Here is a 22,022-nt window from a genome sequence, read left to right as displayed (position 1 = left end):
CCCTGTGACCCTGCGAGCACCCCGCACGGCGTCGTTCGACCCCGCGGCGGCGGCCACCGCCGCGACGGACGCGATCCTGCGGGACACCCTGCACAGCCCGCACCGCGGCGTCGTCGTGGACTCCCCGCCGGGTGCGGGCAAGTCGACGCTGGTCGTACGGGCCGCGCGCGAGCTGGCCGCCGCCGGCCGGCCGCTGATGATCGTCGCGCAGACCAACGCCCAGGTCGACGACCTGGTGCTGCGGCTGGCCGAGCAGGACCCGGAGCTGCCCGTCGGGCGGCTGCACAGCAGTGACGCGCGCCCTTACGACCCGGCGCTCGACGCTCTCGCGTCCGTCGTGACGTCCGCGAAGGCCGCGGAGCTCGCGGGGCTCGACGTCGTCGTCTCCACGGCCGCGAAGTGGGCGCACACCAAGGTCACCGAGCCGTGGGGCCACGCGATCGTCGACGAGGCGTACCAGATGCGCTCGGACGCGCTGCTCGCGGTGGCCGGGCTGTTCGAGCGGGCGCTGTTCGTCGGCGACCCCGGCCAGTTGGACCCGTTCAGCGTGGTGGGCCCGGACGGCTCGGCCCAGTGGGCGGGGCTGTCGTACGACCCGTCCGCCAGCGCGGTGACCACGCTGCTGGCGCACAACCCCGGCCTGCCCCAGCACCGGCTGCCGGTGTCCTGGCGGCTGCCCGCGTCCGCCGCGCCGCTCGTCTCGGACGCCTTCTATCCGTACACGCCCTTCCGCAGCGGCACCGGTCACGGCGACCGGCGGCTGGCCTTCGGCGTCCCCTCCGACGGTTCGGGCCCGGACCGGGTGCTGGACGAGGCGGCCGAGTCGGGCTGGGGCCTGCTGGAGCTGCCCGCCCGCCACACGCCGCGGACGGACCCGGAGGCGGTCGGCGCGGTGGCGCTGGTGGTGCGGCGGCTGCTGGACCGGGGCGGGGTCGCGACGAGCGAGCGGTCGCCGGACCCGGTGCCGCTCACGGCGGACCGCATCGCGGTGGGCACGGCCCACCGCGACCAGGCCGCGGCCGTCCGGGCCGCACTCGCCGGGCTGGGGGTGTCCGGCGTCACGGTGGACACGGCGAACCGGCTCCAGGGCCGGGAGTTCGATGTGACGGTGATGCTGCATCCGCTGTCGGGGCGCCCGGACGCGACGGCGTTCCACCTGGAGACGGGCCGGCTGTGCGTGCTGGCCTCCCGGCACCGGCACGCGTGCATCGTGGTGTGCCGGGCAGGCGTCGACCGCCTGCTGGACGAGCACCCGTCGGCGGAGCCCGTGCAACTGGGAGTGACGGTGAAGTTCCCGGACGGGTGGGAGGCGATGATGTCCACCTGGGACCACTGGTCCGACCACCGCGTGGCCTGGCGGCCATGAACAGGGGCCGCACCCTGACTCGCCGGACGGAGTCCGGCACGCCGCCGCAGGCGGCCGACGGAAACAGCCCGGACGGGTGGGAGGCGATGATGTCCACCTGGGACCAATGGTCCGACCACCGCGTGGCCTGGCGGCCATGAACAGGGGCTGCCCCCTGACTCGCCGGACGGAGTCCGGCACGCCGCCGCAGGCGGCCGACGGAAACAGCCCGGACGGGTGGGAGGCGATGATGTCCACCTGGGACCACTGGTCCGACCACCGCGTGGCCTGGCGGCCATGAACAGGGGCCGCAGCCTGACTCGCCGGCGGCGGCCCGTACGGGCAGCAGGCGGCGAGGTCCCCACTGGGACCACTGGTCCGACCACCGAGTGGCACGGCTCCCGGGGCCGAAACCCCCGTGGGAACCCCTAGCCCGTGGGCGTACTTGCGCGGCGCAGGACAATGGATGGCGGTGGAGACGATCCTGGAGGTATGTACATGTGCGAGCCGCAGTCGGCTCCCGACGCGCGCGGTGAGAGTGGGCCGCGCCGCCTGAAGCCCGCGCAGCTGCTCTTCGAGCCGCCCGAGGCCGTCGCGGAGGCCGAGCACTTCTTCGACCTGGAGTCGATCGAGGACCCGCGCGAGCTGCTGGCCCGCTCCACCGAGCTGGCGCTGGCCTTCCGCGCGGCGGCCGACCGGGCGGTGGAGTACCAGGCGGTGGCCGCCGCCCAGCTCGCCGACCCCCGGCGCTTCGACCGGCTGCCCACCGCCGTGATCGCGGCGCGCGCCGAGTGGAGCGAGGACTACACGAAGAAGATGGTCGAGTTCGGCCGTGACCTGCTGCGCAGCGGCAGAGCGGTCGACTGACCGCCCGGTGGCCACGGCGGCCCATGGTCCTCGATCATGGGCCGTTGGCATATGCGGCGCACAAAGTAGCGCACCCCCCGTCACCTTGTCCCGAGTTCGGCCAACTCCTGGCAGCGGCCCCGGAGATGGCGCTGAATATAGGACCCATGAGCTCCTGGCCGCACGACCCGCGCCCCGCCCGCCCGCACCCCCGCACCTCCCCCCATCAGGCTTCCTGCAAAGCCCCTCATCAGTCCCCTCGCCAGTCCCCCCACCGGGCGACCGCCGCCTACGTCACCCTCGCCGGGGCCGACTGGCTCGCCTCGGCCAGCCCCTCCCCCCAGAGCGTCCACGCCCTGTGGTGCGACCAGCCGAGCGCACCGGTCGTGCTCCCCTGCGGCACGGCGTTCGACGTGATCAGCGCGCCGGCGCTGTTCGGCCGCCGGTTATTGGACCGCTTATGGTCCGCGGGCCCGGGCTCCGGCCCGGTCGCCGCGCAGCGCGGCCGGCTGCTGCTGTTCGCCGCCCCCGGCACCGCCCAGCGGCTGCCCGCGCTGCTCGCCTGGGAGGAGTGGTCCCGCGCCGTGCCGCCGCTGCTGTGCCACGGCAAGGGCGACGCGGTGACCGCCCCCGCGCTCTACCCGCCGGGCGAGGACGAGCCGACGGCTCCCGTCTCCCGCTGGCTGGTGGCCCCCGAGGTGCGGCACCCCTGGCTCCCGGGCCCGGAGGTCCTGCTGTGGGCGTGCGTACGGGCCGCCCGCGAGGGGGCGGCGGACCAGGCCGCAGGTGGGGACGGTACCGAGGCCGCTCCCGTCGCCGCGTCGGCCCTCGTGCGCACGCCCGCGCCGCTCTGAACGGGGGCCCGCCCGGGCTGCGGCCGCGCGCGGCTCTACGGATTTTCGTTCCACCGGAGCAGGGTGCTAAAGTCTTCCACGTCAGCAGGCGCCGCTAGCTCAGTTGGTTAGAGCAGCTGACTCTTAATCAGCGGGTCCGGGGTTCGAGTCCCTGGCGGCGCACAGACAGTCGAAGGCCCTCACCATCGGTGAGGGCCTTCGTCGTGTTCCCGTGCGGCACGGGGAGCCCGGCCCTCACTCGCGCTCCACCGCGACCGTCCACGCCCCGTCGGCCGTCCGCTCCCGCACCTGCACCCGGACCCCGTCCGGGCCCGTCGACAGGGACTCCCCCGCGCGCAGCGGTGCGTCCGCCAGCGGTGGGTAGACGGACTCGCCCCAGCAGGCCTGACTGTCGGGGTGCGCGTCCAGCACCTGGACGGGCCCGCCGCCGGAGGCGGTGTCGCTGAGCACCCGGTAGACCAGCACGCCCTCGGAGCAGGTGCTGGTGTCGTTGCCGGACGCGCCCCGCGCCTCGATGACGATGGCGCTCGTCTCGCCGGTGCGGACCACGATCATCCGGGTCCGGGAGTCGATGCCGGGCGTCATCGGGGCCTCCAGCGCGTGGAGGGCGTGCAGGCTGCTGCCGGCGGACCGGACACAGCGGACGTGCCGCGAGGTGAGCCAGCCCAGCTTCCACTTGTGCCAGCCGAAGGGGTCCGAGGCGAGCCCGAACTGGCTGCCCATGAGGTCCCAGTCCCCGACGTGGGTGTCCCAGTCGCCCTTGCCGTCCGTGGGCCGGTGGTAGAGGTCGGGCAGGTCCAGGACGTGCCCGGTCTCGTGGGCGAGGACGTTGCGGTCCGGCGGGTGGTGCTCGAAAACGGTGACGATGCGGCGCAGCACGGTGCCGTCGACCCGGACGGGCCGGTCGAGGTTGACGACCTTCGTCGCGTCGGAGTCGACGCCCGGGGCGTCGGGGTCGGCGACGAGGTAGACGAGGTCGTAGCGGGCGAAGTCCACCACGCGGTCGGCGGCGGCGAGGGCGTCGCGCAGATAGGCGGCGCGCCGGTCGCCGTCCCAGTCGCGCTGTATCCGGTAGGAGTCGGCCGACCGCGGCATGCGCAGCCAGCGGTTCACGGGGTGGGGGTGCAGCGAGAACCGCCCGTAGGAGGCCCGGTCGAAGAAGCGGGAGGTGCCGGGGAAGTGGTCGGCCGCGAGCTGGGCGGGGGTGGTGCGGGGGCGGGAGCCGGGGAAGGACAGGAAGACCATGACGGCGTCGAGGTGGCCGACGGGGCGGGGGTAGGCCGGGTTCCAGGTGTCGAGGCCCTCGGAGTGGTGGGCCTGGCTACGGGGGAGCGCGCACGGCCCGCCGGGCCCCGCCGCGTGCGCCGGTCCGGCGACGACGGTCGTGGCGGCGATCGCGCACATCGAGGTGACCACGGCTCCGGCACGGCGCCAGCGGGGCTGCCGGTCCACTCCCATGGGTGTCTGCGGACGCACCACGTCGACCTCCGGAGACGGATTCGGGACACCTCACCCACCCTCTGATTGTTTGTGGTGATATGCCCTGTTCCACTACCCCAGTCGAGTGACTAAGCCGACTTCTGGGTACATCACACTCAGTCACTGACGGTCAATGGAGAAGACGCGGACACCCGGACTCAGGCACGAGCGCGCACGGTCATGCAAAAACGGACAAACCAGGGACGGCGGTTCGGGCCCTCACGAGAGGGACGCTGGAACGGTCCTTGCGCGAGCCCTATGATCGCCACATTTCCAGCACGGGATACCCCCGACAGGGCGGTCATATGCCGCGTTTTCGGCCACGCGTACGAGATCCACGAGAACCAAACGAAACCAGTGCGGAATGAATGCCACGTGGGAGCGAGCGGTGAGCGGAACCCTCGACGGCCAGGGCGGCACGCCCGGTTCAACGCCTTCAGTCGTCACGCAACGTAACGTACCTTCGAGCGATTTCCGTGCCGCCTTCCATGCCGCGCGGCTGGGTATGGCCGTCGTCGGCCGCGACGGACTCGTCCGCACCGCCAACGACGCGCTCGGCGCGCTGCTCGGCACCGACCCCGCCCGGCTGGCCGACTCCCCCGCGGCCGACTTCACCGGCCTGCGCGAGGACGCCCGCACCTGGAGCGCGTACCGCGAGGTGCTGCTCGGCCGCCGTGAGGTGCTGCACTGCACCCGTCGCCTCAGACACCGCGGCGGCCGGGGCGTGTGGGCCGAGGTGACCCTCACCCAGCTGCCCGACAGCCGCGAGACCCTGCTGTCGGTCGCCGACATCAGCGACCGGCGGGATCTGCGGGCCCGGCTGCGGCACTTGCGGATGCACGACCCGGTCACCCGGCTGCCCAACCGGAGCCTGTTCTTCGAGCGGCTGGCCGCGGCGCTCACCGCGGCGGTCGTGTCCCGGGACGGCGGCGGCCGGATCGGGCTGTGCTATCTCGACCTGGACGGCTTCAAGGCCGTCAACGACACCCTCGGCCACCGGGCCGGCGACCGGCTGCTGGGGCTGGTGGCCCAGCGGCTGAGCGAGTGCGCGGCGCCCGACGGCCATCTGGTGGCCCGGCTCGGCGGCGACGAATTCGCGCTGCTGGTCGAGGGGTCGGCGGGCACCGAGCAGCTCGTCACCCTCGCCGCGGCCGTACAGACCGCGCTCCAGCGGCCCTTCGACGTGGCCGGGCAGCGGCTTTCGGTGTCGGCGAGCATCGGCGTCGTCGAGCGCCCGGCGGCCGGTACGCACGCGACGGAGCTGATGCAGGCCGCGGACACCACCCTGTATTGGGCGAAGGCGGACGGAAAGGCCCGCTGGACGCTCTTCGACCCGGAGCGCAACGCCCATCGGATGACCCGCCAGGCCCTCTCCAGCACCCTGCGGCCCGCCGTCGAGCGCGACGAGTTCGTCCTGCAGTACCAGCCGCTGGTGGGGCTGGGCGACGGGATCGTGCGGGGGGTGGAGGCGCTGGTGCGCTGGCGCCACCCGCAGTTCGGCACCCTGGCCCCCAACCGGTTCATCGGCCTGGCGGAGGAGACGGGGGCGATCGTGCCGCTGGGCCGCTGGATCCTCGCGACGGCCTGCCGCCAGGCGCGCCGCTGGCAGCTCGACCACCCCGAGGAGCAGCTCGTCGTCAGCGTCAATGTGGCGGTGCGCCAGGTGTGGGACTCCGACCTGGTCACGGACGTGGCCCGGATCCTCGCCGAGACCGGGCTGCCGCCGCACCTGCTGCAGCTGGAGCTGACCGAGTCCGCGCTGATGGGCTCCGCGGGCCGCCCCCTCCAGCAGCTCCAGCAGCTCAGCGACATGGGCATCGCCATCGCCATCGACGACTTCGGCACCGGCTACTCCAACCTCGCCTACCTCAGCCGCCTCCCGGTCTCCACCCTCAAGCTCGACGGGTCGTTCGTGCACGGCTTCCGTGCGGACGAGCACCCCAACCCGGCCGACGAGACGATCGTCGAGGCGCTCGTCCAGCTCGCCCACCGGCTGGGGCTCACGGTGACGGCGGAGTGCGTGGAGAGCGCGGAGCAGGCGGAGCGGCTGGGGCGGATCGGCTGCGACACCGGCCAGGGATGGTTCTACTCCCGGCCGGTGCCGGCCGACCGCATCTCGGCGCTGCTGCGCACGGGCGTACGGCCCTGAGGGCCCCGCGCCTGTCCGGCGGGTCATGTGACCGGGCCCTGCGGGCCGTGTCGTCCGCACCCCCGCTGCGCGGCGGTGTCCTCAATCGCCGGACGGGCTGAAATCGGCTGAGCCCAGCAGAAATCAAGCCCGTCCGGCGATTGAGGACGCGCCCGCAGGGCGCTCGTCGCCGCAGGCGGCAAGGACGGCCCGCAGCCGAAGATCCGCCGGACAGGCCCTACGCGTCCGGCAGGCCGTACGCGTCCGCGATCAGTTCATAGCTGCGCAGCCGAAGCCCCGGCGTATGCGCGTTGGTCGTGATCATCAGCTCGTCGGCGCCGGTCCGTTCGACCAGGGCGGCAAGGCCCGCGCGCACCTCGTCCGGGGTACCGAAGGCGACATTGCGCAGCCAGTCGTCGACGAACTCCCGCTCGGCCGCGCCGAAGTCGTACGTCTCGGCCTCCTCCGGCGTCGGGACCAGCCCGGGCCGGCCGGTGCGCAGCCGCAGCATCGCGAGCGCGCCGGTGAGGACCTGACGGCGGGCCTCCTTCGGGTCGGCGGCGGCGAACGCCTGGACGCCGATCTTGGCGTACGGGCGGTCGAGGACGTCGGAGGGCCGGAAGGAGTCGCGGTAGAGCTGGAGCGCGGGGACGGTGTTCGCCGCGGAGAAGTGGTGCGCGAAGGAGAAGGGCAGGCCGAGCGCCCCGGCGAGCCGAGCGCTGAAGCCGGAGGAGCCGAGCAGCCAGACCGAGGGCCGGTCCGCCCGCTGCACCCCGCCGGGGACCCTGCCCTGGACGGGGCCGGGGATGGCGTGGATGCGGGCGTAGGGGTGGCCGTCGGGGAAGTCGTCGTCCAGGAACCGCGTCAGCTCGGCGAGCTGCTGCGGGAAATCGTCCGCCCCCTCCCGCAGCCGGTCCGAGCGACGCAGCGCGGCGGCGGTCGCGCCGTCCGTGCCGGGCGCCCGGCCGAGTCCGAGGTCGACGCGGCGGGGCGCGAGGGCCTCCAGGGTGCCGAACTGCTCGGCGATCACCAGGGGTGCGTGGTTGGGCAGCATGACGCCGCCGGAGCCGAGGCGGATCCGGTCGGTGTGGGCCGCGAGGTGGGCCAGGATGACGGCCGGGGAGGAGCTGGCCACGCCGGGCATCGAGTGGTGCTCAGCCACCCAGAAGCGGTGGAAGCCCCGGCGCTCGGCGAGCCGCGCCAGCTCGACCGTGGTGCCCAGCGCCTGCCGGGCGGTCCGGCCGCTGCCGACGGTCGCCAGGTCCAGTACGGACAGCGGCACCGGCGCGCTTCCCTTGGGCTCGGCCCGGATGATGTCGTCCCGCTCGTCGGCCACGGTGGCCCGCCTCCCTGGTTGGCGCTGCGTCTCGTTCGTCCCGCCGCGCGGTGGTGTCCCGCACGACGCCCACCCCAACCGGAGCACCACTCCGCTTATTCCCGGCCGCGCGAGACCGTCCTCTTTATGACGTGGGCATATGCCGAGAGGGTGCGTCCCAGGACAACCGCCCGACATCCCGGTCCAACTCCTCAACACCCGCTCCGGAAGGCCCCTTTCGCCTTTATCGTGGAGAGCGGATACTCGCTGGAAACCGCTAGGGGGAAACCGTGGCGCTCAAACCCGAGCCGACCGCGCCGTTCCACTCGGTGCAGTACGCCCTGCGCGTGCTGGAGACGGTCGCCAGACACTCCGGCGGCGTCACCGAGGTCCAGATCGCACGCGAGACCGGCCTGCCCGTCGGACACCTCGCCCATCTGCTGCTGATGCTCCGCCGCGAGGACTACGTGGAGCGCGTCGGCGACGGCGCCTACATCATCGGCGAGTCCCTGGTGCTGCTCGGCTCCGGCGGCGACCGGGGTAAGGCCGTGGAGCGCAAGCTCCAGCAGTCGCTGTTCGCCCTGCGCGATTCGATCGGCGCGGCCGTCTATCTGAGCCGCTACATCGACGGCGAGGTCAGGATCACGCAGTACGCCGACGGCCCCGGCACCCCCAAGGTCAACGAGTGGGTCGACTTCCGCGCCGCCGCCCACGCGAGCGCGCTGGGCAAGTGCCTGCTCACCCAGCTCGACCACGACGACCGGCGCGGCCACCTCTCGCGCCACAAGACCGCCCGCCTCACCTCCCGGACGATCACCAACGAGAAGGTCCTCTTCCGCAAGCTCGACGCCCAGCCCGCGACCGTCCCCGTCCTCGATCTCCAGGAGTACGCGGTGGGCACGGTCTGCGCCGCCGTCCCGATAACGGCCGGACACTCGGTCGGCTGCCTCGCGCTCTCCCTCCCGCTGGCGCACGCCCACCGGCTGCGGCAGGCCGCCGAGACGCTGAACCGGAAGGCGGCTCCCCTGCTGCTGTCGATGGCCCTGTGAGGCCCTCGGGCCCCTGCGCGGAGGGGCAGGAGGGGTCCGGGCGACGGGTGGTTCGGAGCACCCGTTCGGACCGGGTATTATTTTCTCTGTCAGCAGGCGCCGCTAGCTCAGTTGGTTAGAGCAGCTGACTCTTAATCAGCGGGTCCGGGGTTCGAGTCCCTGGCGGCGCACAGACAGACGAAGGCCCTCACCATCGGTGAGGGCCTTCGTCGTGCTCTCACCAGGGTGGTCCGCGAGGCCGGCCGCCGTAGCATGGAGGGCCGCGGCGGGCCCTGCCGCGCGTGACCGGGACCGGGAAGGAGGGCCACGTGCCGCAGCACCGCCGTCGAGGCGCAGCCGCACTGCTCCTGCTCCTCCTCGCGGTCCTCTCCGGCCCTGCGCTGTCCGGCCCGGTCCTCTCCGGTGCGGTCCCGTCCGCGTACGCGCGGGCGGCGAGCGGCACCACGGCCGCCGTCCCGCAGGACACCCGGCCCGAGATCCGCGACCCCCACGCCGTCCGCGCCGACCCCGGCGACGCCGGCGGTACGTGCCGGCCGCAGGACCTCCCGCTCAAGGGGGCCGAGGCCGTCGTCCCGGCCGGGCACGGCGACCCGCTCACCGGACCCGCCGCGACCCGCACGGCGCCGCCGGCCGCGCTCCCGCCGCCGGCCACCGCGCCGAGGCCGCCGCCCGCACCCGTCGCCGGCTGCGCCGAGCTGCTCCCCGTCCTACGGATCTAGACCCGCCCACCACGGCCCGCCCGGGCCGTACTCCGGCATGCCCAGAATCCGTCAGACCCATGGAGCCTCTTCCTCATGTCCGCAACGCTCACCACGCCCGCCCGCCGCCTCGCGGCCATCGGCGCGGTCCTCGCCCTCGTCATCGCGCTCGTCGCGGCCGGCATCGCGATCGGCAAGAACGCCGGCGGCTCCGGCAAGCGGGAGGCGTCCGCCTCCGCCGAGCCCGCCGCCGACCCCCAGCAGTCCGCCTACGACGAGGCGGAGAAGGCCACCAGCCGCCGCAAGGACGGCGACCCGCTCGCCCTCGGCCGGACCGACGCGCCCGTCGTGCTCGTCGAGTACGCCGACTACCAGTGCTCGTACTGCGGCCGTTTCACCCGCGAGACCCAGCCCGAACTGATCAAGAAGTACGTGGACGAGGGCGTGCTGCGCATCGAGTTCCGCAACTTCCCGATCTTCGGCAAGGACTCGATGCGGGCCGCGCGGGCCGCCTGGGCCGCCGGGCAGCAGGGCCGCTTCCCGCAGTTCCACCACGAGCTGTTCGCCAAGCTCCGCAAGGGTGACGCGCTCGCCGAGGACAAGCTGGTCGAGATGGCCCGCACGGCCGGCGTGTCCGACGTCGACCGGTTCCGCGAGGACATGAACGGCTCGGCGTCCGAGGCCGCGGTGAAGAAGGACCAGGAGGAGGGCTACGCCCTCGGCGTGCAGAGCACCCCCTCCTTCCTCGTCGGCGGGCGGCCCGTCGCGGGCGCCCAGCCGATGAGCGCCTTCGAGGCCGCGATCGCCCAGGCCAAGGCGGCCAAGGCGGCGCAGACGGCCGGCCCGGCCAAGGGCGGGGACAGCGGGAAGAGCGAGAAGTGACCGACATCGGTTACCTCGCGGCCTTCCTCGGCGGCGCCCTCGCCCTGCTCAGCCCGTGCAGCGCGCTGCTGCTGCCCGCGTTCTTCGCGTACTCCCTCGCGAGCCCCGGCAAGCTGCTGGCCCGCACCTGCGTCTTCTACCTCGGGCTCGCGACCACGCTCGTACCGCTCGGTGCGGCCTCCACCGCCGCCAGCCGGCTCTTCAACGGCCACCGCGATCTGCTGATCACCGTCGGCGGCTGGGTCGTGATCGCCATGGGCGCCGCCCAGATCCTCGGCCTCGGCTTCGCGTCGAGGAAGGCCCAGGCCGCCGCCGGGCGCATCACCCCGCGCTCGGCCGCGTCGACGTTCCTGCTGGGCTGCGTCTACGGGCTGGCGGGCTTCTGCGCCGGGCCGATCCTGGGCGCGGTGCTGACCGTGACCGCCGTCAACGGCAACCCGGTGTACGGGGCGTCGATGCTCGCCGTCTACGCGCTGGGCATGGCGCTGCCGCTGTTCGTGCTGGCCGTGTTCTGGGACCGGTTCGAGCTCGGCGGCCGGGGCTGGCTGCGCGGCCGGGAACTGCGCGTCGGCAGGCTGCGGCTGCACACGACCTCGCTGGTGTCCGGGCTGTTCTTCATCGGCATCGGCGTGCTCTTCCTCGCCTACGACGGGACGACCGGGCTGCCCGGGATCCTGGACGCCGACCAGGAGTTCGAGCTGGAGCAGCTCGCCTCCCGGATCGGTAACGCCGTGCCCGACTACGCCCTGCTGGCCGTGATCGCGCTGGTCGTCGCGGGCGTGCTGGCCCGGATCGCGCTGCGGCCGGTCAAGCCCGCCGAGCCCGCCGAGCCGACCGAGCCCGCCGAGCCGACCGAGCCCGCCGGGCGGACCGAACCGGTCCGCGAAACGTGACCGGACCGGCGCGGGAGACCTCGGCGCGCGGGACGCGCTGAAAGGTCTCCCGGCCGGCCCGGGGCCGTCTCGGCTCAGGTCGGATCCCAGGTCAGAACTGGACGTCCGAACAGGCGTAGAAGGCGTTGGGCGTGTCCGCGATCGTCCAGACGGCGAGGATGACGTGCTTGCCGGTCTTCAGGGTGGGGACGGTGCCCTGGTGGGTGACGGTGGCCTCGGGGACGCGGCCCCCGTAGGGCACGGTCATGAAGGGCTGGGGTTCGAGGTCGGCACGGGTGAGGGGCTTCGTGGGGTCGTAGCCGTCCTTGGTGATGTAGTAGCGGAAGTCGGTCGTGGCGTGCCGGGCGGTGAGCTTCCAGCGGAAGCCGTAGCCCTGGCCCGCGGTGAGCTTGGTCGCGGGCCACTGGCCGCCGCGCGGGTCGTCGAGCTGGGCGAAGCGGCTGTTGCCGCCCGCGCAGATCCGGCCGTCGGCGGGGCCGCGGGACGGGAAGCCCTTGGGGCCCTCGACGCTCTGGGGTTCGTACTGGATCTCGCCGCAGTTCTTCACGGTGCCCTTCGCGCAGAACACCTGCCGGCTGGTGGGGGAGTCGGTGTAACCGTGGCTGTTGGCACTGCCGGTGGCGAGCAGGGACACGCCGGCGACCGAGAGGCCGATGATCACCGCACTGATCTTTTTGCGCATGCTTCGCTCCCTCGAGAACGTGGGGGGTTCTGTGAGGTGGGTGGAGTGTGCGGTCTAGACCAAGTCGGAGATTAGTCCTCCGAAATAGTCATGTCCAGGCCAAAGGAAGCGAGAATCCGGTCGCTGTTCACGCGTGAGGACTTGACCAGTTCACCGTTGGGCCGGTCGTTGCCCAGCTCCCAGGCCCGCGCGCCCGCCATGTCACGTCCTCCGGCCAACTGCCGCTCGATCAGACGCCCTTGACGTACCTCGTCGGGCGTCTCCAGATACCAGACCTCCGCCAGCCACCGGCGGGCCTCGCGCCAGCCCGGCTCGTCACAGGCCAGGTAATTGCCCTCGGTCACCACCAGCCCGGTGGCGGGCGGCACCTCGTGCCGGGCGGCGACCGGCTCGTGGAGGACGCGGTCGTAGTCCGGTACGTACACGCTGCGCTCACGCTCCTCCACGACCCGGCGCAGCAGCGCGGCGTAGCCCCACACGTCGAAGCTCGGCGCGGAGCCCTTGCGGTCGGTCAGGCCGAGGCGCTCCAGCTGCGCGTTCGAGAGGTGGAAGCCGTCGAGGGGCAGATACGCGGCCGCGCCGGAGCCGTGCAGCCGTTCCAGCTCGGCGACCAGCGCCCGGGCGAGCGTCGACTTCCCCGCCCCGGGCGGGCCCGCGATGCCCAGGACGACACGGCGGTCGCCTGCCGCCGTGAGATTCCAGGCGTCGGCCGCCAGTTCGGTGATGATCCCCATGCCCGCACCCTAGCCAAGCCCCCCGCCCCCTCAGCGCGGTCGGCCGTACAGGTTCGGGCTGTAGTAGGAGAAGGTCGAGATGCGGACCTTCTTGCCGGGCCGGGGCGCCTCGAGGTACTTGCCGCCGCCCAGATAGATCGCGACGTGGTGGACGCCGGACGCCTTGCCGTTGGTCGACCAGAAGACGAGGTCACCGCGGCGCAGGTCGCGGCGGGTGATGCGCTGGGTGGCGCGGTACTGGTCGGCGGCGATGCGCGGCAGCTTCACGCCCGCGCGGCGGTAGGCCTGCTGGATCAGTCCGGAGCAGTCCCAGGCGCGGGGGCCGTTGCCGCCCAGCTTGTACGGGTCGCCGGTCTGGGCCAGCGCGAAGGTGACGGCCGACTCCAGCTTGGGCTTGGCGGCGGCGGGAGCCTGCGGCGTGTGGTCGGGATCCTCCGGGGCCACCGGGTCGGGCGGGGCCAGGGGGCCGGGAGGGATCACGGGCTCGCCGGGCGCCCGCAGGACGGCGGCGCCGGGGATGTCCTGATCGCTGAGCGGGGCGGTGAGCTCGGACGGCGGCTCCAGGGCCGTGGAACCGTCCGGGGCCACGCCTTCCAGGGCCGACCCTTCCGGTATCGCCCCCTCCGGCCCCGGCTCCTGCGGCCCCGGCTCCTGCGGCCCGGGCTCGTCCGGCAGCGGCTCGTCCGCGAGGGGGGCGCCGGGGAGCGCGGGATCCTCCGGGTCGCCGGGTTCGTATACGGAGCTGTCCCCGCCCACCGGGTCCGCGGGCTCGGGCGCGGCCGCGGCACCCGCTCCCGAGCCGGCGATGACCGCCACCCCCACGGCCGCCACGATCGCGCCGCGCAGGGCGCACCGGTGCCGGGCGCACCCGGCGTGGGGCCCGGCACGAGGGGCGTGAGCAGGGTCACTCTCCTCCGCCCGCGTCGGGGTGGAGGCCGCCGCGTCCACGCAGAGCGCGCATCCGGGCCCGTCGGGTATCTCATCGGTGAATGCCGGAGTCCGCACCGCCCCACCGCCTTTCCGTACGCCCGTCCGGGGCGGCCGCCAATGGGTCCGCACCCGCCGTGCCCCGGCGGTCCGTAGGACCGCTCGGCACGCGTCCGTACTCGGCACAGCTTCTCAACGGCCCGGAGAAACCGCACGTCGGCGCGGATCCGCCGATCACGGCGGGAGATCCACCGATCTCTCGGGTGGCTCGCGGGGTGGTCGGGAGCACCCTCGAACATCAGGTAGAGTTTTCTCTGTCAGCAGGCGCCGCTAGCTCAGTTGGTTAGAGCAGCTGACTCTTAATCAGCGGGTCCGGGGTTCGAGTCCCTGGCGGCGCACAGACAGACGAAGGCCCTCACCATCGGTGAGGGCCTTCGTCGTGTCCGGGGCGGGCCGCGGGATGCGTCTCACCCCCTTCGGCACCTTTCGCACACTCCTCCGTTCGGCGCACCGCTTTGCCCGGTAACCACCTCGTTTCACCCTTGCGATCATGACGCGGGGTCGGAGATCCTGAACCGACAGCAACGACTCGGTCTCACTGTGTGATCAGTGAGTCGGGTGGGGCGCCGGGGGGAGCCGGTGCCCCTGCGCCCGAGCGGCCGAGGGGGGTCGGCCGGGCTCAGGATCTGACACACGCAGCCCGCTGCGTGTCGGGGGGATGACTCATGACGTCGACGCCTGCCCATGCCCGGCAGCAGTCCCACGACCCGTCCTCGGCCACGCGCCCGCGCCCGCGCCCGCCCCGTGAGCCCGGATCGGGGCCCCCTCGGCCGGCCCCGCAGGTCCCGCCGGATCCGGCCCGGCCGGCCGGGGTGGCCGTATCGGCCCCGCCCGGCGCCGCCCCGCCGCATCAGCGCAGGCCACGGCCCCGCTTCGACTACGAGCACTACAGTCGGCTGGCCGGCCCGCTGACCCAGCCCGACCCCACCGGGCCCTACCGCGTCCGCTACCGCAGCCTCCTCGCGGACGAGCCGCACCGGATCCGCGCGGCCCTGCTGCTCGGGGCCGCGCCCGTCGTGTCGCTGGGGCTGCTGGTGTGGCTGATGCAGCCCGCGCACTGGACCGAGCGCGACCACGCCACGACCGCCATGCGGGCCCTGGACGCCGTGATGCTCGTCTCCATCGGCCTCATCGAGCTGTTCCGCACCCTGAACGTCACGTCGAACGCCCATGCGACGCTGGTCGCCCGCGACCCGGTCCCCGTCGTGCCCGAGACCGGCACCAAGGTCGCCTTCCTGACCTCGTTCGTGCCCGGCAAGGAGCCGATCGAGATGGTCACCCGGACCCTGGAGGGCGCGACGCGGCTGCGGCACCGCGGCCCGCTGGACGTCTGGCTGCTGGACGAGGGCGACGACCCCGAGGTCAAGGAGGTCTGCCGGCGGCTCGGGGTGCGCCACTTCTCCCGCAAGGGCGTCGAGAAGTGGAACCAGAAGAAGGGCCCGCACCGCGCCAAGACCAAACACGGGAACTACAACTCCTGGCTGGACGCCCACGGCGACGATTACGACTTCTTTGCCTCTGTCGACACCGACCACGTGCCGCTGCCCAACTTCCTGGAGCGGATGCTCGGCTATTTCCGCGACCCCGACATCGCCTTCGTCGTCGGCCCCCAGGTCTACGGCAATTACGACGCGGCCGTCACCAAGGCCGCCGAGAGCCAGCAGTTCCTCTTCCACGCCCTGATCCAGCGGGCCGGCAACCGCTACGGCGCGCCCATGTTCGTCGGCACCAACAACGCCGTCCGGATCAGCGCCCTCAAGGGCATCGGCGGGCTCTACGACTCGATCACCGAGGACATGGCGACCGGCTTCGAACTGCACCGGCACCGCAATCCGGCGACCGGGAAGAAGTGGCGCTCGGTCTACACCCCCGACGTGCTCGCCGTCGGCGAGGGGCCGAACGCGTGGACCGACTTCTTCACCCAGCAGCTGCGCTGGTCCCGAGGCACCTACGAGACGATCCTCAAGCAGTTCTGGAAGGGCCCCTTCACCCTCTCCCCCGGGAAATTCCTCAACTACACCCTGATGGTCATCTATTACCCGATGACCGCCATCAACTGGATGCTGGGCGCACTGAGCTGCGCCCTCTTCCTCGGCCTCGGCGCCTCCGGCATCTCCATCAATTCGGAGATCTGGATGATGCTCTACAGCGACGCCGCCGCCCTGCAGATCGGCCTGTACATCTGGAACCGCCGGCACAACGTCTCGCCGCACGAACCCGAGGGCTCCGGCGGGCTCGCCGGCATGGTGATGTCCGCGCTGTCCGCGCCGATCTACGCCCGCTCGCTGATGGACGCCGTGCTGCGCCGCAAGAGCAATTTCGTGGTGACGCCGAAGGGCGACTCGGCCAGTCCCGACACTCTGTTCGGCACGTTCCGTGTGCACCTGTTCTTCCTGGTGGTATTCGGCGGCTCGCTGGCCGCCTCCTTCTGGTTCGGCCACACCCATGTTGCGATGACCACCTGGGCTTCGCTCGCCCTCGCGATCACTGTCGCGCCGATCGTCGCCTGGTGGTGGACCCTCCGCCACACCGACCGTGCCGTGGAGGCCCGCGCATGAGAGCCCGCCCGTTCCTCGTCAGCCGCCGCACCCGCCGCGTAGGCATCGGTGCGGCGGTGGCGGTCGTCCTGGCGGGGATGAACGGGCCCGCCATCTGGGGCTACGCCTCCACCAAATACTACGACTACAAGATCAACCAACCGGGGTACAAGGCGGCGAACGGCCACTGGCAAGCGGTCGACATGCCCCGTGAATACCGGATCAACACGATCCACGCGGCCCTGCTGCACACCGGCAAGGTGCTGCTCGTCGCCGGTTCGGGGAACAACGCCGCCAATTTCGAGGCCAAGAGCTTCCGCTCGGTCCTGTGGGACCCCGCGCACAACACCTACAAGAACATCGCCACCCCGAAGGACCTCTTCTGCGCCGGGCACACCCAGCTGCCCGACGGCAAGCTGCTGGTCGCGGGCGGCACCCAGCGCTACGAGAAGCTGGAGGGCGACATCACCAAGGCGGGCGGGCTGATGATCGTCCACAACGAGGACCCCGACAAGCCCATGACCCTCCCGGCGGGCACCCGCTTCACCGGCGGGAAGAGCGGCAAGACCTTCGAGTCCAACGACCCCCTGCTCGTGCCCCGCGCCAAGAAGACGCAAGGGGAGGGGGGCAAGGTGACCGTCAGCGCCAGCACCGCGCGCGTCTACGTGGAGGCGCTCGGCCAGGGCCCCAAGTACGAGACCGGCCTCACCGACAACTACCGCATCGAGGGGCTCAAGGGGAAGGACGCCCAGAACGTCTACGGCATCGCCAACAAGCTCTCCTTCGACAAGAAGGACTTCCAGGGCATCAAGGACTCCTTCGAGTTCGACCCCGTCGCCGAGAGGTACGTGCCGGTCGACCCGATGCGGGAGGCCCGCTGGTATCCGACCCTGACCACCCTCCCCGACGGCAGGGTCCTGTCCGTCTCCGGGCTGGACGACATCGGCCAGGTCGTCCCCGGGAAGAACGAGGTCTACGACCCGAAGACCAAGAAGTGGAGCTACCTCCCCAAGGAGCGGTTCTTCCCCACCTACCCCGCCCTCTTCCTCACCGACAAGGGCCGCATCTTCTACACCGGGTCCAACGCGGGCTACGGCCCGGCCGACAAGGGCCGGGTGCCGGGGGTGTGGGACCTGGAGAGCAACGCGTTCACCGAGGTGCCCGGGATGAGCGACCCGGACACCCTGGAGACCTCGATGTCCGTCCTGCTGCCGCCCGCCCAGGCCCAGCGGTACATGGTGCTCGGCGGCGGCGGGGTCGGCGAGAACAAGAAGTCCACCGCCAAGACCCGCATCGTCGATCTGCACGACCCCCGGCCGCGCTTCCGGGACGGCCCCGACCTCTACGCCAAGGCCCGCTACCCGAGCAGCGTCATCCTGCCCGACGACACCGTGCTGACGACCAACGGTTCGGGCGACTACCGCGGCCGCAGCGCCTCCAACGTCCTGAAGGCCGAGCTGTACGACCCGAAGTCCAACACCAAGCGCGCGGTGGCCGACCCGCTGGTGGGCCGCAATTACCACTCCGGCGCGCTGCTGCTGCCCGACGGGCGGGTCATGACCTTCGGCTCCGACTCGCTCTTCGGTGACCGGGCCAACTCCAAACCCGCCACGTTCCAGCAGCAGATGGACCTCTACACCCCGCCCTACCTCTTCCGCGACTCACGCCCCGAGCTGCGGGACACCGCACCGAGAACGGTGAAGGCGGGCGAGAAGACCACCTACGGGACGGCGCACTCCCAGGCCATCCGCAAGGCGCGGCTGATCCGGCCCGGCTCCTTCACCCACGTCACCAACATCGAACAGCGCTCGATCGAACTGGAACTCACCAAGACCGCGAACGACATCACCGTCACGCTGCCCGAGGACACGTCCCTGATGCCCCCCGGCTGGTACATGCTGCACGTGATCGACGACCAGGGGACCCCGTCCAAGGCGGTCTGGATCAAGGTCCCCCGGGTCGGGGACCCGGACTAGCCGGCCGGGGCCCCGGCCTCAGTCGGCGTTGCGGGCGAGCTCCAGGGCGTAGGTCTCCCACCACTGACCCGCGTCCGGGCCGCCCTTGCAGGCGCCGTCGGACTCCCCCGGCCGCTTGACCCAGAGGTAGGCGTCCGCCAGCGAGTCCCCGGTCCGGGTGGTCGGAGGGACGCCGAGGGCCCGGCCGGAGGGGTTGCACCAGGCCTTCTCGTGGTCGCCGCCGCTCAGCGGGCCGTTGCCGTTGCGGCTGGTGTCGATGACGAAGTGCTTGCCGCCCACGAGGGCGGAGAGCCTGCGGCCGTAGTCCTTGTTGGCCCGGGTGGTCTGGAAGTTGGAGACGTTGAGCGCGAATCCGTCGGCCTTGGCGATACCGGCCCGCCGCAGCGGTGCCGCCATCCGCCCGGCGGGCCTGACCCAGCTGGGGTTGCCCGCGTCCAGATAGACCTTGGTGCGCGGCAGCGCCTTGAGCTTGCCGACGGCCTCGTTGAGCAGCGCGAACCGCTCCTCGTGGAACTCCTGCGGCGTGCAGCCGTCCTCGATGTGCGGCAGCGCGTCCGGCTCCAGGATCACGGTCGCCCTGCGGTCACCGATGCCCTTGGCCGCCTTGTCGAGCCACCGGCGGTACGCGTCGCCGTCGGCGGCACCGCCCCGGGAGTACTGGCCGCAGTCGCGGTGCGGGATGTTGTAGAGCACCAGCAGCGCGTCCCGGTCGGCCTTGGCGGCGGCCTGGGTGAAGCCCCGCGTCTGGCCCTCCGGGTCGTCCACGCCGATCCACTCCGCGACCGGCTGCGCGGCGATCTTCCCGAGCAGCTCGGCCTCCCGGGCCTTGCCGTCGCGGCGCAGCAGGTCGGCCCGCCGGGCGGCGGTGGCCTGCGGATTGACCCAGAACGGGGCCTGGGCCTTGGGCTGCTGGGTGGGCGGCCGGGAGGACTCGCGCTCCTTCGGGGTGGCGGAGTCCGAGGACGAGAAGCACCCGGAGAGCAGCAGCAGCGCCCCCACCGCGGCTGCCGCTCTCGCCGGGCCCGTGCGGCCCCTGCGTGTGTGGCCGGTATAGCTGCCGTACATCCACTCCCCCTTGGCTGTACTGCCTGGGGGTGCCCCCAGACCCGCGCGGGACATGACCGGTCGTCTCAATGCTGACACAGACGTGTCCTCCACAGTGGGTGCTCAGGGTATGACTTGGCGTCATATCGCCCTGTTGGACCAGAGCCCGCCGTACCGGCCTGCCGGAACCCGGTGTTCACACCCGGCCCGTGCCGGTCAGATAGGCGGACACGACGACATTGGCGGAGTAGGAGTGCCGGACCCGGTCGTAATCGCCGCCGCAGGTGATCAGGCGCAGCTCGGCCCGGTCCGCCTCGCGCGGCCCGTAGACCTTCCGGGCGTCGAAGCGGTCCTTGGAGTAGACGGAGACGTCCTCGACGGTGAACTCGGCGGTCGAGCCGTCGACGCGGGCCACGGTGATCGTCTCCCCGGGTTTCAGCGCGCTGAGGTCGTAGAAGACGGCACGGGCGCGGGGGGTGTCGAGGTGGCCGACGAGGACGGCGGCGCCGGGACTGCCGGGCTGCGGGCCGCCGCGGTACCAACCGACGGCGTTGGACCGCGAGTACGGCGGCGGCTCCACCGCCCCCGTCGGGTTGAGGCCGCGCTCCTCGACCGGCGCCCAGACGCCCGTCGCCTTGATGAACAGACCCCGGGGCCGGGAAGCGGGCAGCGGTTCGTGGGCCGGGGGCAGGGAGCGCCCCAGCGGGCGGCCCGCCGCGGCGACGTCACCGGTGGTGGGCGTGGCGGAGCCGTGCCCCTCGGTGATCTCCCGCCCCCACAGCCACAGGGCCAGCAGCAGCACGGCCCAGGTCACTCCGATCAGGAGGCGGCCGGTGCCGCTGGCACGCGGTTCGGACATCGACTCGCGCCGCGTTCCGTCAGTGCCGCGATTCGTCGGTGTCGCGGCGCTGCGCGGCCTCGTTGCGGCGGCGGTACCAGATCACTCCGGCGGCGATCAGCGCGGTACCGCCCGCGAGGACGAGCCCCGGTGTGCCGGGTGCCTCGGCGGTGGCCATCGAGGACGTGCCGCCGCCGCCCGCGGGGACGGGTGCGATGGGCAGTTCGGAGGTGGGGGAGTCGGGCAGGGTGTGGTTGCCGGGCAGCCGGCCGTCGGGCACGGTGTGGCCGTCGGGCCGGTCGTGGGGCTCGGCTCCGACGCGGTCGTCCTGCCGGTCGCGGGCGCCGGGTGGCTCCTCGCCCTCGTTGACGATGGTCAGCCGGCCCGCGGCCATCGCGTCGTAGCCGTCGCAGTTGACCTTGACGGGGTAGACGCCGGGGGCGACGGTCGAGCGGACGGTCGCCTCGGCGAAGAGCCCGGCCGAGTCCTTGGCCAGCACGGCGTCGGAGACGAAGGCCTCGGAGCTGGCGGTCGCCTTGTTGTTGCCGCAGCCGGAGACGCGCAGTTGCACCTCGCCGCCGGGGTGGCTGGTGACGGGGGTGAGTTCGACGGTCCCCGACATGGTGGCGGGGTCGTCGACGGCGTGCGCGGGGGCGGCGCAGACGACGGCCGCCGCCACGAGGACGCCACAGAATGCGAAGCGGGCAGAATCCATGGTGAAACCTCCTGGGTACGTCAGAAGGTTCACCCGGTGGACTCCGGCGTCGCATCCGCTCCGTAGCCGTATTGCGCCATCCGGTGCCCAAAGGCCCCCGATCGGCTCGGAGCAGGTCAGATCGCCTTTGGGCCAGTTGAGGCCGGGTCAGATCAGCTCGACGAGGTCGGCGATCGAGTCGACGACGCGGGAGGGCCGGAAGGGGTGCAGCTCGATCTCCTCGGAGCGGGTGAGTCCGGTCAGCACGAGGAAGGTCTCCATGCCGGCCTCCAGCCCGGCCAGCACATCGGTGTCCATCCGGTCGCCGATCATGGCGCTGGTCTCGGAGTGCGCGCCGATGGCGTTGAGCCCGGCCCGCATCATCAGCGGGTTCGGCTTGCCGACGAAGTACGGCTCGCGGCCGGTCGCCTTGGTGATCAGGGCGGCGACGGAGCCGGTGGCGGGCAGCGCGCCCTCGGCGGAGGGGCCGGTCTCGTCGGGGTTGGTGGCGATGAAGCGGGCGCCGGCGTTGATCAGCCGGATGGCCTTGGTGAGCGCCTCGAAGCTGTACGTACGGGTCTCGCCGAGGACCACGTAGTCGGGGTCGTGGTCGGTGAGGACGTACCCGATGTCGTGCAGGGCGGTGGTGAGCCCGGCCTCGCCGATGACGTAGGCGGTGCCGCCGGGCCGCTGGTCGTCCAGGAACTGCGCGGTGGCCAGCGCGGAGGTCCAGATGTTGTCGACGGGGACGTCGAGCCCGATGCGGGCCAGCCGGGCGTGCAGGTCACGGGGGGTGTAGATGGAGTTGTTGGTCAGCACGAGAAAAGGCTTGCCGGACTCGCGGAGCCGCTTGATGAAGGTGTCCGCACCGGGCACCGGGATGCCCTCGTGCATCAGGACACCGTCCATGTCGGTCAGCCAGGACTCGATGGGCTTGCGCTCTGCCACAGTGGGACTCCTGCCGTAATCGCCCCTCGCCGGGGCTGGGTACGCCGGGGCGGCACCTCTTGTGCGCCGCCCTGACCCCTCCAGCCTAATCAG

At 72.4% G+C, this 22,022-nt stretch carries 19 protein-coding genes and 3 tRNA genes; 13 read left to right on the top strand and 9 right to left on the bottom strand.

Features of this window, described 5'->3' with window-relative positions:
- Positions 1–4 precede the first annotated feature (4 nt).
- From FHS38_RS00630 to FHS38_RS00615, 4 genes are all read left to right on the top strand, one after another.
- Positions 5–1,366 (top strand): AAA domain-containing protein, encoded by a 1,362-nt coding sequence (locus FHS38_RS00630; protein WP_184729559.1) that lies wholly within the window; start codon positions 5–7, stop codon positions 1,364–1,366.
- A 477-nt stretch (positions 1,367–1,843) separates the two neighbouring features.
- Entirely contained in the window at positions 1,844–2,212 is a 369-nt protein-coding gene (locus FHS38_RS00625) for a DUF8844 domain-containing protein (protein ID WP_184729557.1), read from the top strand.
- 146 nt (positions 2,213–2,358) lie between these two features.
- Positions 2,359–3,045 (top strand): bifunctional DNA primase/polymerase, encoded by a 687-nt coding sequence (locus FHS38_RS00620; protein ID WP_184729555.1) that lies wholly within the window; start codon positions 2,359–2,361, stop codon positions 3,043–3,045.
- An 88-nt stretch (positions 3,046–3,133) separates the two neighbouring features.
- A tRNA-Lys gene (locus FHS38_RS00615) sits at positions 3,134–3,207 on the top strand.
- Positions 3,208–3,279: 72 nt separating this feature from the next.
- Here the strand turns inward: FHS38_RS00615 and FHS38_RS00610 are convergent.
- A complete protein-coding gene (locus tag FHS38_RS00610; protein ID WP_184731001.1) occupies positions 3,280–4,503 on the bottom strand; it encodes a M6 family metalloprotease domain-containing protein in 1,224 nt (407 codons plus the stop codon).
- 385 nt (positions 4,504–4,888) lie between these two features.
- Here FHS38_RS00610 and FHS38_RS00605 point away from each other — a divergent pair, with 385 nt between their 5' ends.
- On the top strand, positions 4,889–6,673 hold the full coding sequence (locus FHS38_RS00605; protein ID WP_184729553.1) for a putative bifunctional diguanylate cyclase/phosphodiesterase: 1,785 nt from the start codon (positions 4,889–4,891) through the stop codon (positions 6,671–6,673).
- A 217-nt stretch (positions 6,674–6,890) separates the two neighbouring features.
- On the opposite strand, the gene FHS38_RS00600 is transcribed toward FHS38_RS00605, so the two are convergent.
- On the bottom strand, positions 6,891–7,988 hold the full coding sequence (locus FHS38_RS00600) for an LLM class flavin-dependent oxidoreductase (protein WP_184729551.1): 1,098 nt from the start codon (positions 7,986–7,988) through the stop codon (positions 6,891–6,893).
- Positions 7,989–8,257: 269 nt separating this feature from the next.
- Between FHS38_RS00600 and FHS38_RS00595 the strand changes: the two genes are divergently transcribed.
- The 5 genes from FHS38_RS00595 (at position 8,258) to FHS38_RS00575 (ending at position 11,489) form a co-directional block, all read left to right on the top strand.
- Positions 8,258–9,016, top strand: coding sequence for an IclR family transcriptional regulator (locus FHS38_RS00595; RefSeq protein ID WP_184729549.1), 759 nt, complete (start codon positions 8,258–8,260; stop codon positions 9,014–9,016).
- A 96-nt stretch (positions 9,017–9,112) separates the two neighbouring features.
- Positions 9,113–9,186 (top strand) — tRNA-Lys (locus FHS38_RS00590).
- A gap of 138 nt (positions 9,187–9,324) precedes the next feature.
- Positions 9,325–9,735, top strand: coding sequence for a hypothetical protein (locus FHS38_RS00585; RefSeq protein WP_184729547.1), 411 nt, complete (start codon positions 9,325–9,327; stop codon positions 9,733–9,735).
- 75 nt (positions 9,736–9,810) lie between these two features.
- Positions 9,811–10,596: a DsbA family protein gene (locus FHS38_RS00580; protein WP_184729545.1), complete on the top strand. Its 786-nt coding sequence runs from the start codon at positions 9,811–9,813 to the stop codon at positions 10,594–10,596.
- Positions 10,593–11,489 carry a cytochrome c biogenesis CcdA family protein gene (locus FHS38_RS00575; protein WP_184729543.1) on the top strand — a complete coding sequence of 299 codons (897 nt, stop codon included), beginning with the start codon at positions 10,593–10,595 and terminating at the stop codon, positions 11,487–11,489. The genes FHS38_RS00580 and FHS38_RS00575 overlap by 4 nt, the downstream gene beginning before the upstream one ends.
- A gap of 91 nt (positions 11,490–11,580) precedes the next feature.
- On the opposite strand, the gene FHS38_RS00570 is transcribed toward FHS38_RS00575, so the two are convergent.
- From FHS38_RS00570 to FHS38_RS35950, 3 genes are all read right to left on the bottom strand, one after another.
- The gene (locus tag FHS38_RS00570; RefSeq protein ID WP_184729541.1) at positions 11,581–12,171 is read right to left on the bottom strand and encodes a lytic polysaccharide monooxygenase auxiliary activity family 9 protein; all 591 of its coding nucleotides are present in this window, start codon (positions 12,169–12,171) and stop codon (positions 11,581–11,583) included.
- 71 nt (positions 12,172–12,242) lie between these two features.
- Positions 12,243–12,905, bottom strand: coding sequence for a nucleoside/nucleotide kinase family protein (locus FHS38_RS00565; RefSeq protein WP_221494454.1), 663 nt, complete (start codon positions 12,903–12,905; stop codon positions 12,243–12,245).
- A gap of 30 nt (positions 12,906–12,935) precedes the next feature.
- Positions 12,936–13,910, bottom strand: a complete 975-nt coding sequence (locus FHS38_RS35950) for a C40 family peptidase (protein WP_184729539.1) — start codon at positions 13,908–13,910, stop codon at positions 12,936–12,938.
- 246 nt (positions 13,911–14,156) lie between these two features.
- Here FHS38_RS35950 and FHS38_RS00555 point away from each other — a divergent pair.
- The 3 genes from FHS38_RS00555 to glxA all read left to right on the top strand — a co-directional run bounded on the left by FHS38_RS00555 (position 14,157) and on the right by glxA (position 18,405).
- Positions 14,157–14,230 (top strand) — tRNA-Lys (locus FHS38_RS00555).
- A gap of 327 nt (positions 14,231–14,557) precedes the next feature.
- The gene (locus FHS38_RS00550) at positions 14,558–16,450 is read left to right on the top strand and encodes a glycosyltransferase family 2 protein (RefSeq protein ID WP_184729537.1); all 1,893 of its coding nucleotides are present in this window, start codon (positions 14,558–14,560) and stop codon (positions 16,448–16,450) included.
- A complete protein-coding gene (gene glxA, locus FHS38_RS00545; protein ID WP_184729535.1) occupies positions 16,447–18,405 on the top strand; it encodes a radical copper oxidase GlxA in 1,959 nt (652 codons plus the stop codon). Before FHS38_RS00550 ends, glxA begins: the two co-directional genes overlap by 4 nt.
- Positions 18,406–18,423: 18 nt before the next feature.
- Here glxA and FHS38_RS00540 read toward each other — a convergent pair whose 3' ends face one another.
- The 4 genes from FHS38_RS00540 to FHS38_RS00525 form a co-directional block, all read right to left on the bottom strand.
- The gene (locus FHS38_RS00540; protein ID WP_184729533.1) at positions 18,424–19,470 is read right to left on the bottom strand and encodes a glycoside hydrolase family 6 protein; all 1,047 of its coding nucleotides are present in this window, start codon (positions 19,468–19,470) and stop codon (positions 18,424–18,426) included.
- Between the two features lie 175 nt (positions 19,471–19,645).
- Positions 19,646–20,308, bottom strand: coding sequence for a class F sortase (locus tag FHS38_RS00535; protein WP_184729531.1), 663 nt, complete (start codon positions 20,306–20,308; stop codon positions 19,646–19,648).
- A gap of 19 nt (positions 20,309–20,327) precedes the next feature.
- The gene (locus FHS38_RS00530; protein WP_184729529.1) at positions 20,328–21,002 is read right to left on the bottom strand and encodes a hypothetical protein; all 675 of its coding nucleotides are present in this window, start codon (positions 21,000–21,002) and stop codon (positions 20,328–20,330) included.
- Positions 21,003–21,149: 147 nt separating this feature from the next.
- Positions 21,150–21,929: an HAD-IIA family hydrolase gene (locus FHS38_RS00525; RefSeq protein ID WP_130877986.1), complete on the bottom strand. Its 780-nt coding sequence runs from the start codon at positions 21,927–21,929 to the stop codon at positions 21,150–21,152.
- Between the last annotated feature and the right edge of the window lie 93 nt (positions 21,930–22,022).

The sequence above is a fragment of the Streptomyces netropsis genome (genome assembly GCF_014203545.1).
GTDB classification, from domain to species: domain Bacteria; phylum Actinomycetota; class Actinomycetes; order Streptomycetales; family Streptomycetaceae; genus Streptomyces; species Streptomyces netropsis.
This window is presented reverse-complemented; position numbering and strand designations above follow the sequence as displayed.

Excerpts from the sequence above, each read along its gene's own strand:
- FHS38_RS00625 (WP_184729557.1), top strand. The coding sequence starts at position 1,844 with ATGTGCGAGCCGCAGTCGGCTCCCGACGCGCGCGGTGAGAGTGGGCCG.
- FHS38_RS00620 (WP_184729555.1), top strand. The coding sequence starts at position 2,359 with ATGAGCTCCTGGCCGCACGACCCGCGCCCCGCCCGCCCGCACCCCCGC.
- FHS38_RS00610 (WP_184731001.1), bottom strand. The coding sequence starts at position 4,503 with ATGGGAGTGGACCGGCAGCCCCGCTGGCGCCGTGCCGGAGCCGTGGTC.
- FHS38_RS00605 (WP_184729553.1), top strand. The coding sequence starts at position 4,889 with ATGAATGCCACGTGGGAGCGAGCGGTGAGCGGAACCCTCGACGGCCAG.
- FHS38_RS00580 (WP_184729545.1), top strand. The coding sequence starts at position 9,811 with ATGTCCGCAACGCTCACCACGCCCGCCCGCCGCCTCGCGGCCATCGGC.
- FHS38_RS00570 (WP_184729541.1), bottom strand. The coding sequence starts at position 12,171 with ATGCGCAAAAAGATCAGTGCGGTGATCATCGGCCTCTCGGTCGCCGGC.
- FHS38_RS00565 (WP_221494454.1), bottom strand. The coding sequence starts at position 12,905 with ATGGGGATCATCACCGAACTGGCGGCCGACGCCTGGAATCTCACGGCG.
- FHS38_RS00550 (WP_184729537.1), top strand. The coding sequence starts at position 14,558 with ATGACGTCGACGCCTGCCCATGCCCGGCAGCAGTCCCACGACCCGTCC.
- glxA (WP_184729535.1), top strand. The coding sequence starts at position 16,447 with ATGAGAGCCCGCCCGTTCCTCGTCAGCCGCCGCACCCGCCGCGTAGGC.
- FHS38_RS00540 (WP_184729533.1), bottom strand. The coding sequence starts at position 19,470 with ATGTACGGCAGCTATACCGGCCACACACGCAGGGGCCGCACGGGCCCG.
- FHS38_RS00535 (WP_184729531.1), bottom strand. The coding sequence starts at position 20,308 with ATGTCCGAACCGCGTGCCAGCGGCACCGGCCGCCTCCTGATCGGAGTG.
- FHS38_RS00530 (WP_184729529.1), bottom strand. The coding sequence starts at position 21,002 with ATGGATTCTGCCCGCTTCGCATTCTGTGGCGTCCTCGTGGCGGCGGCC.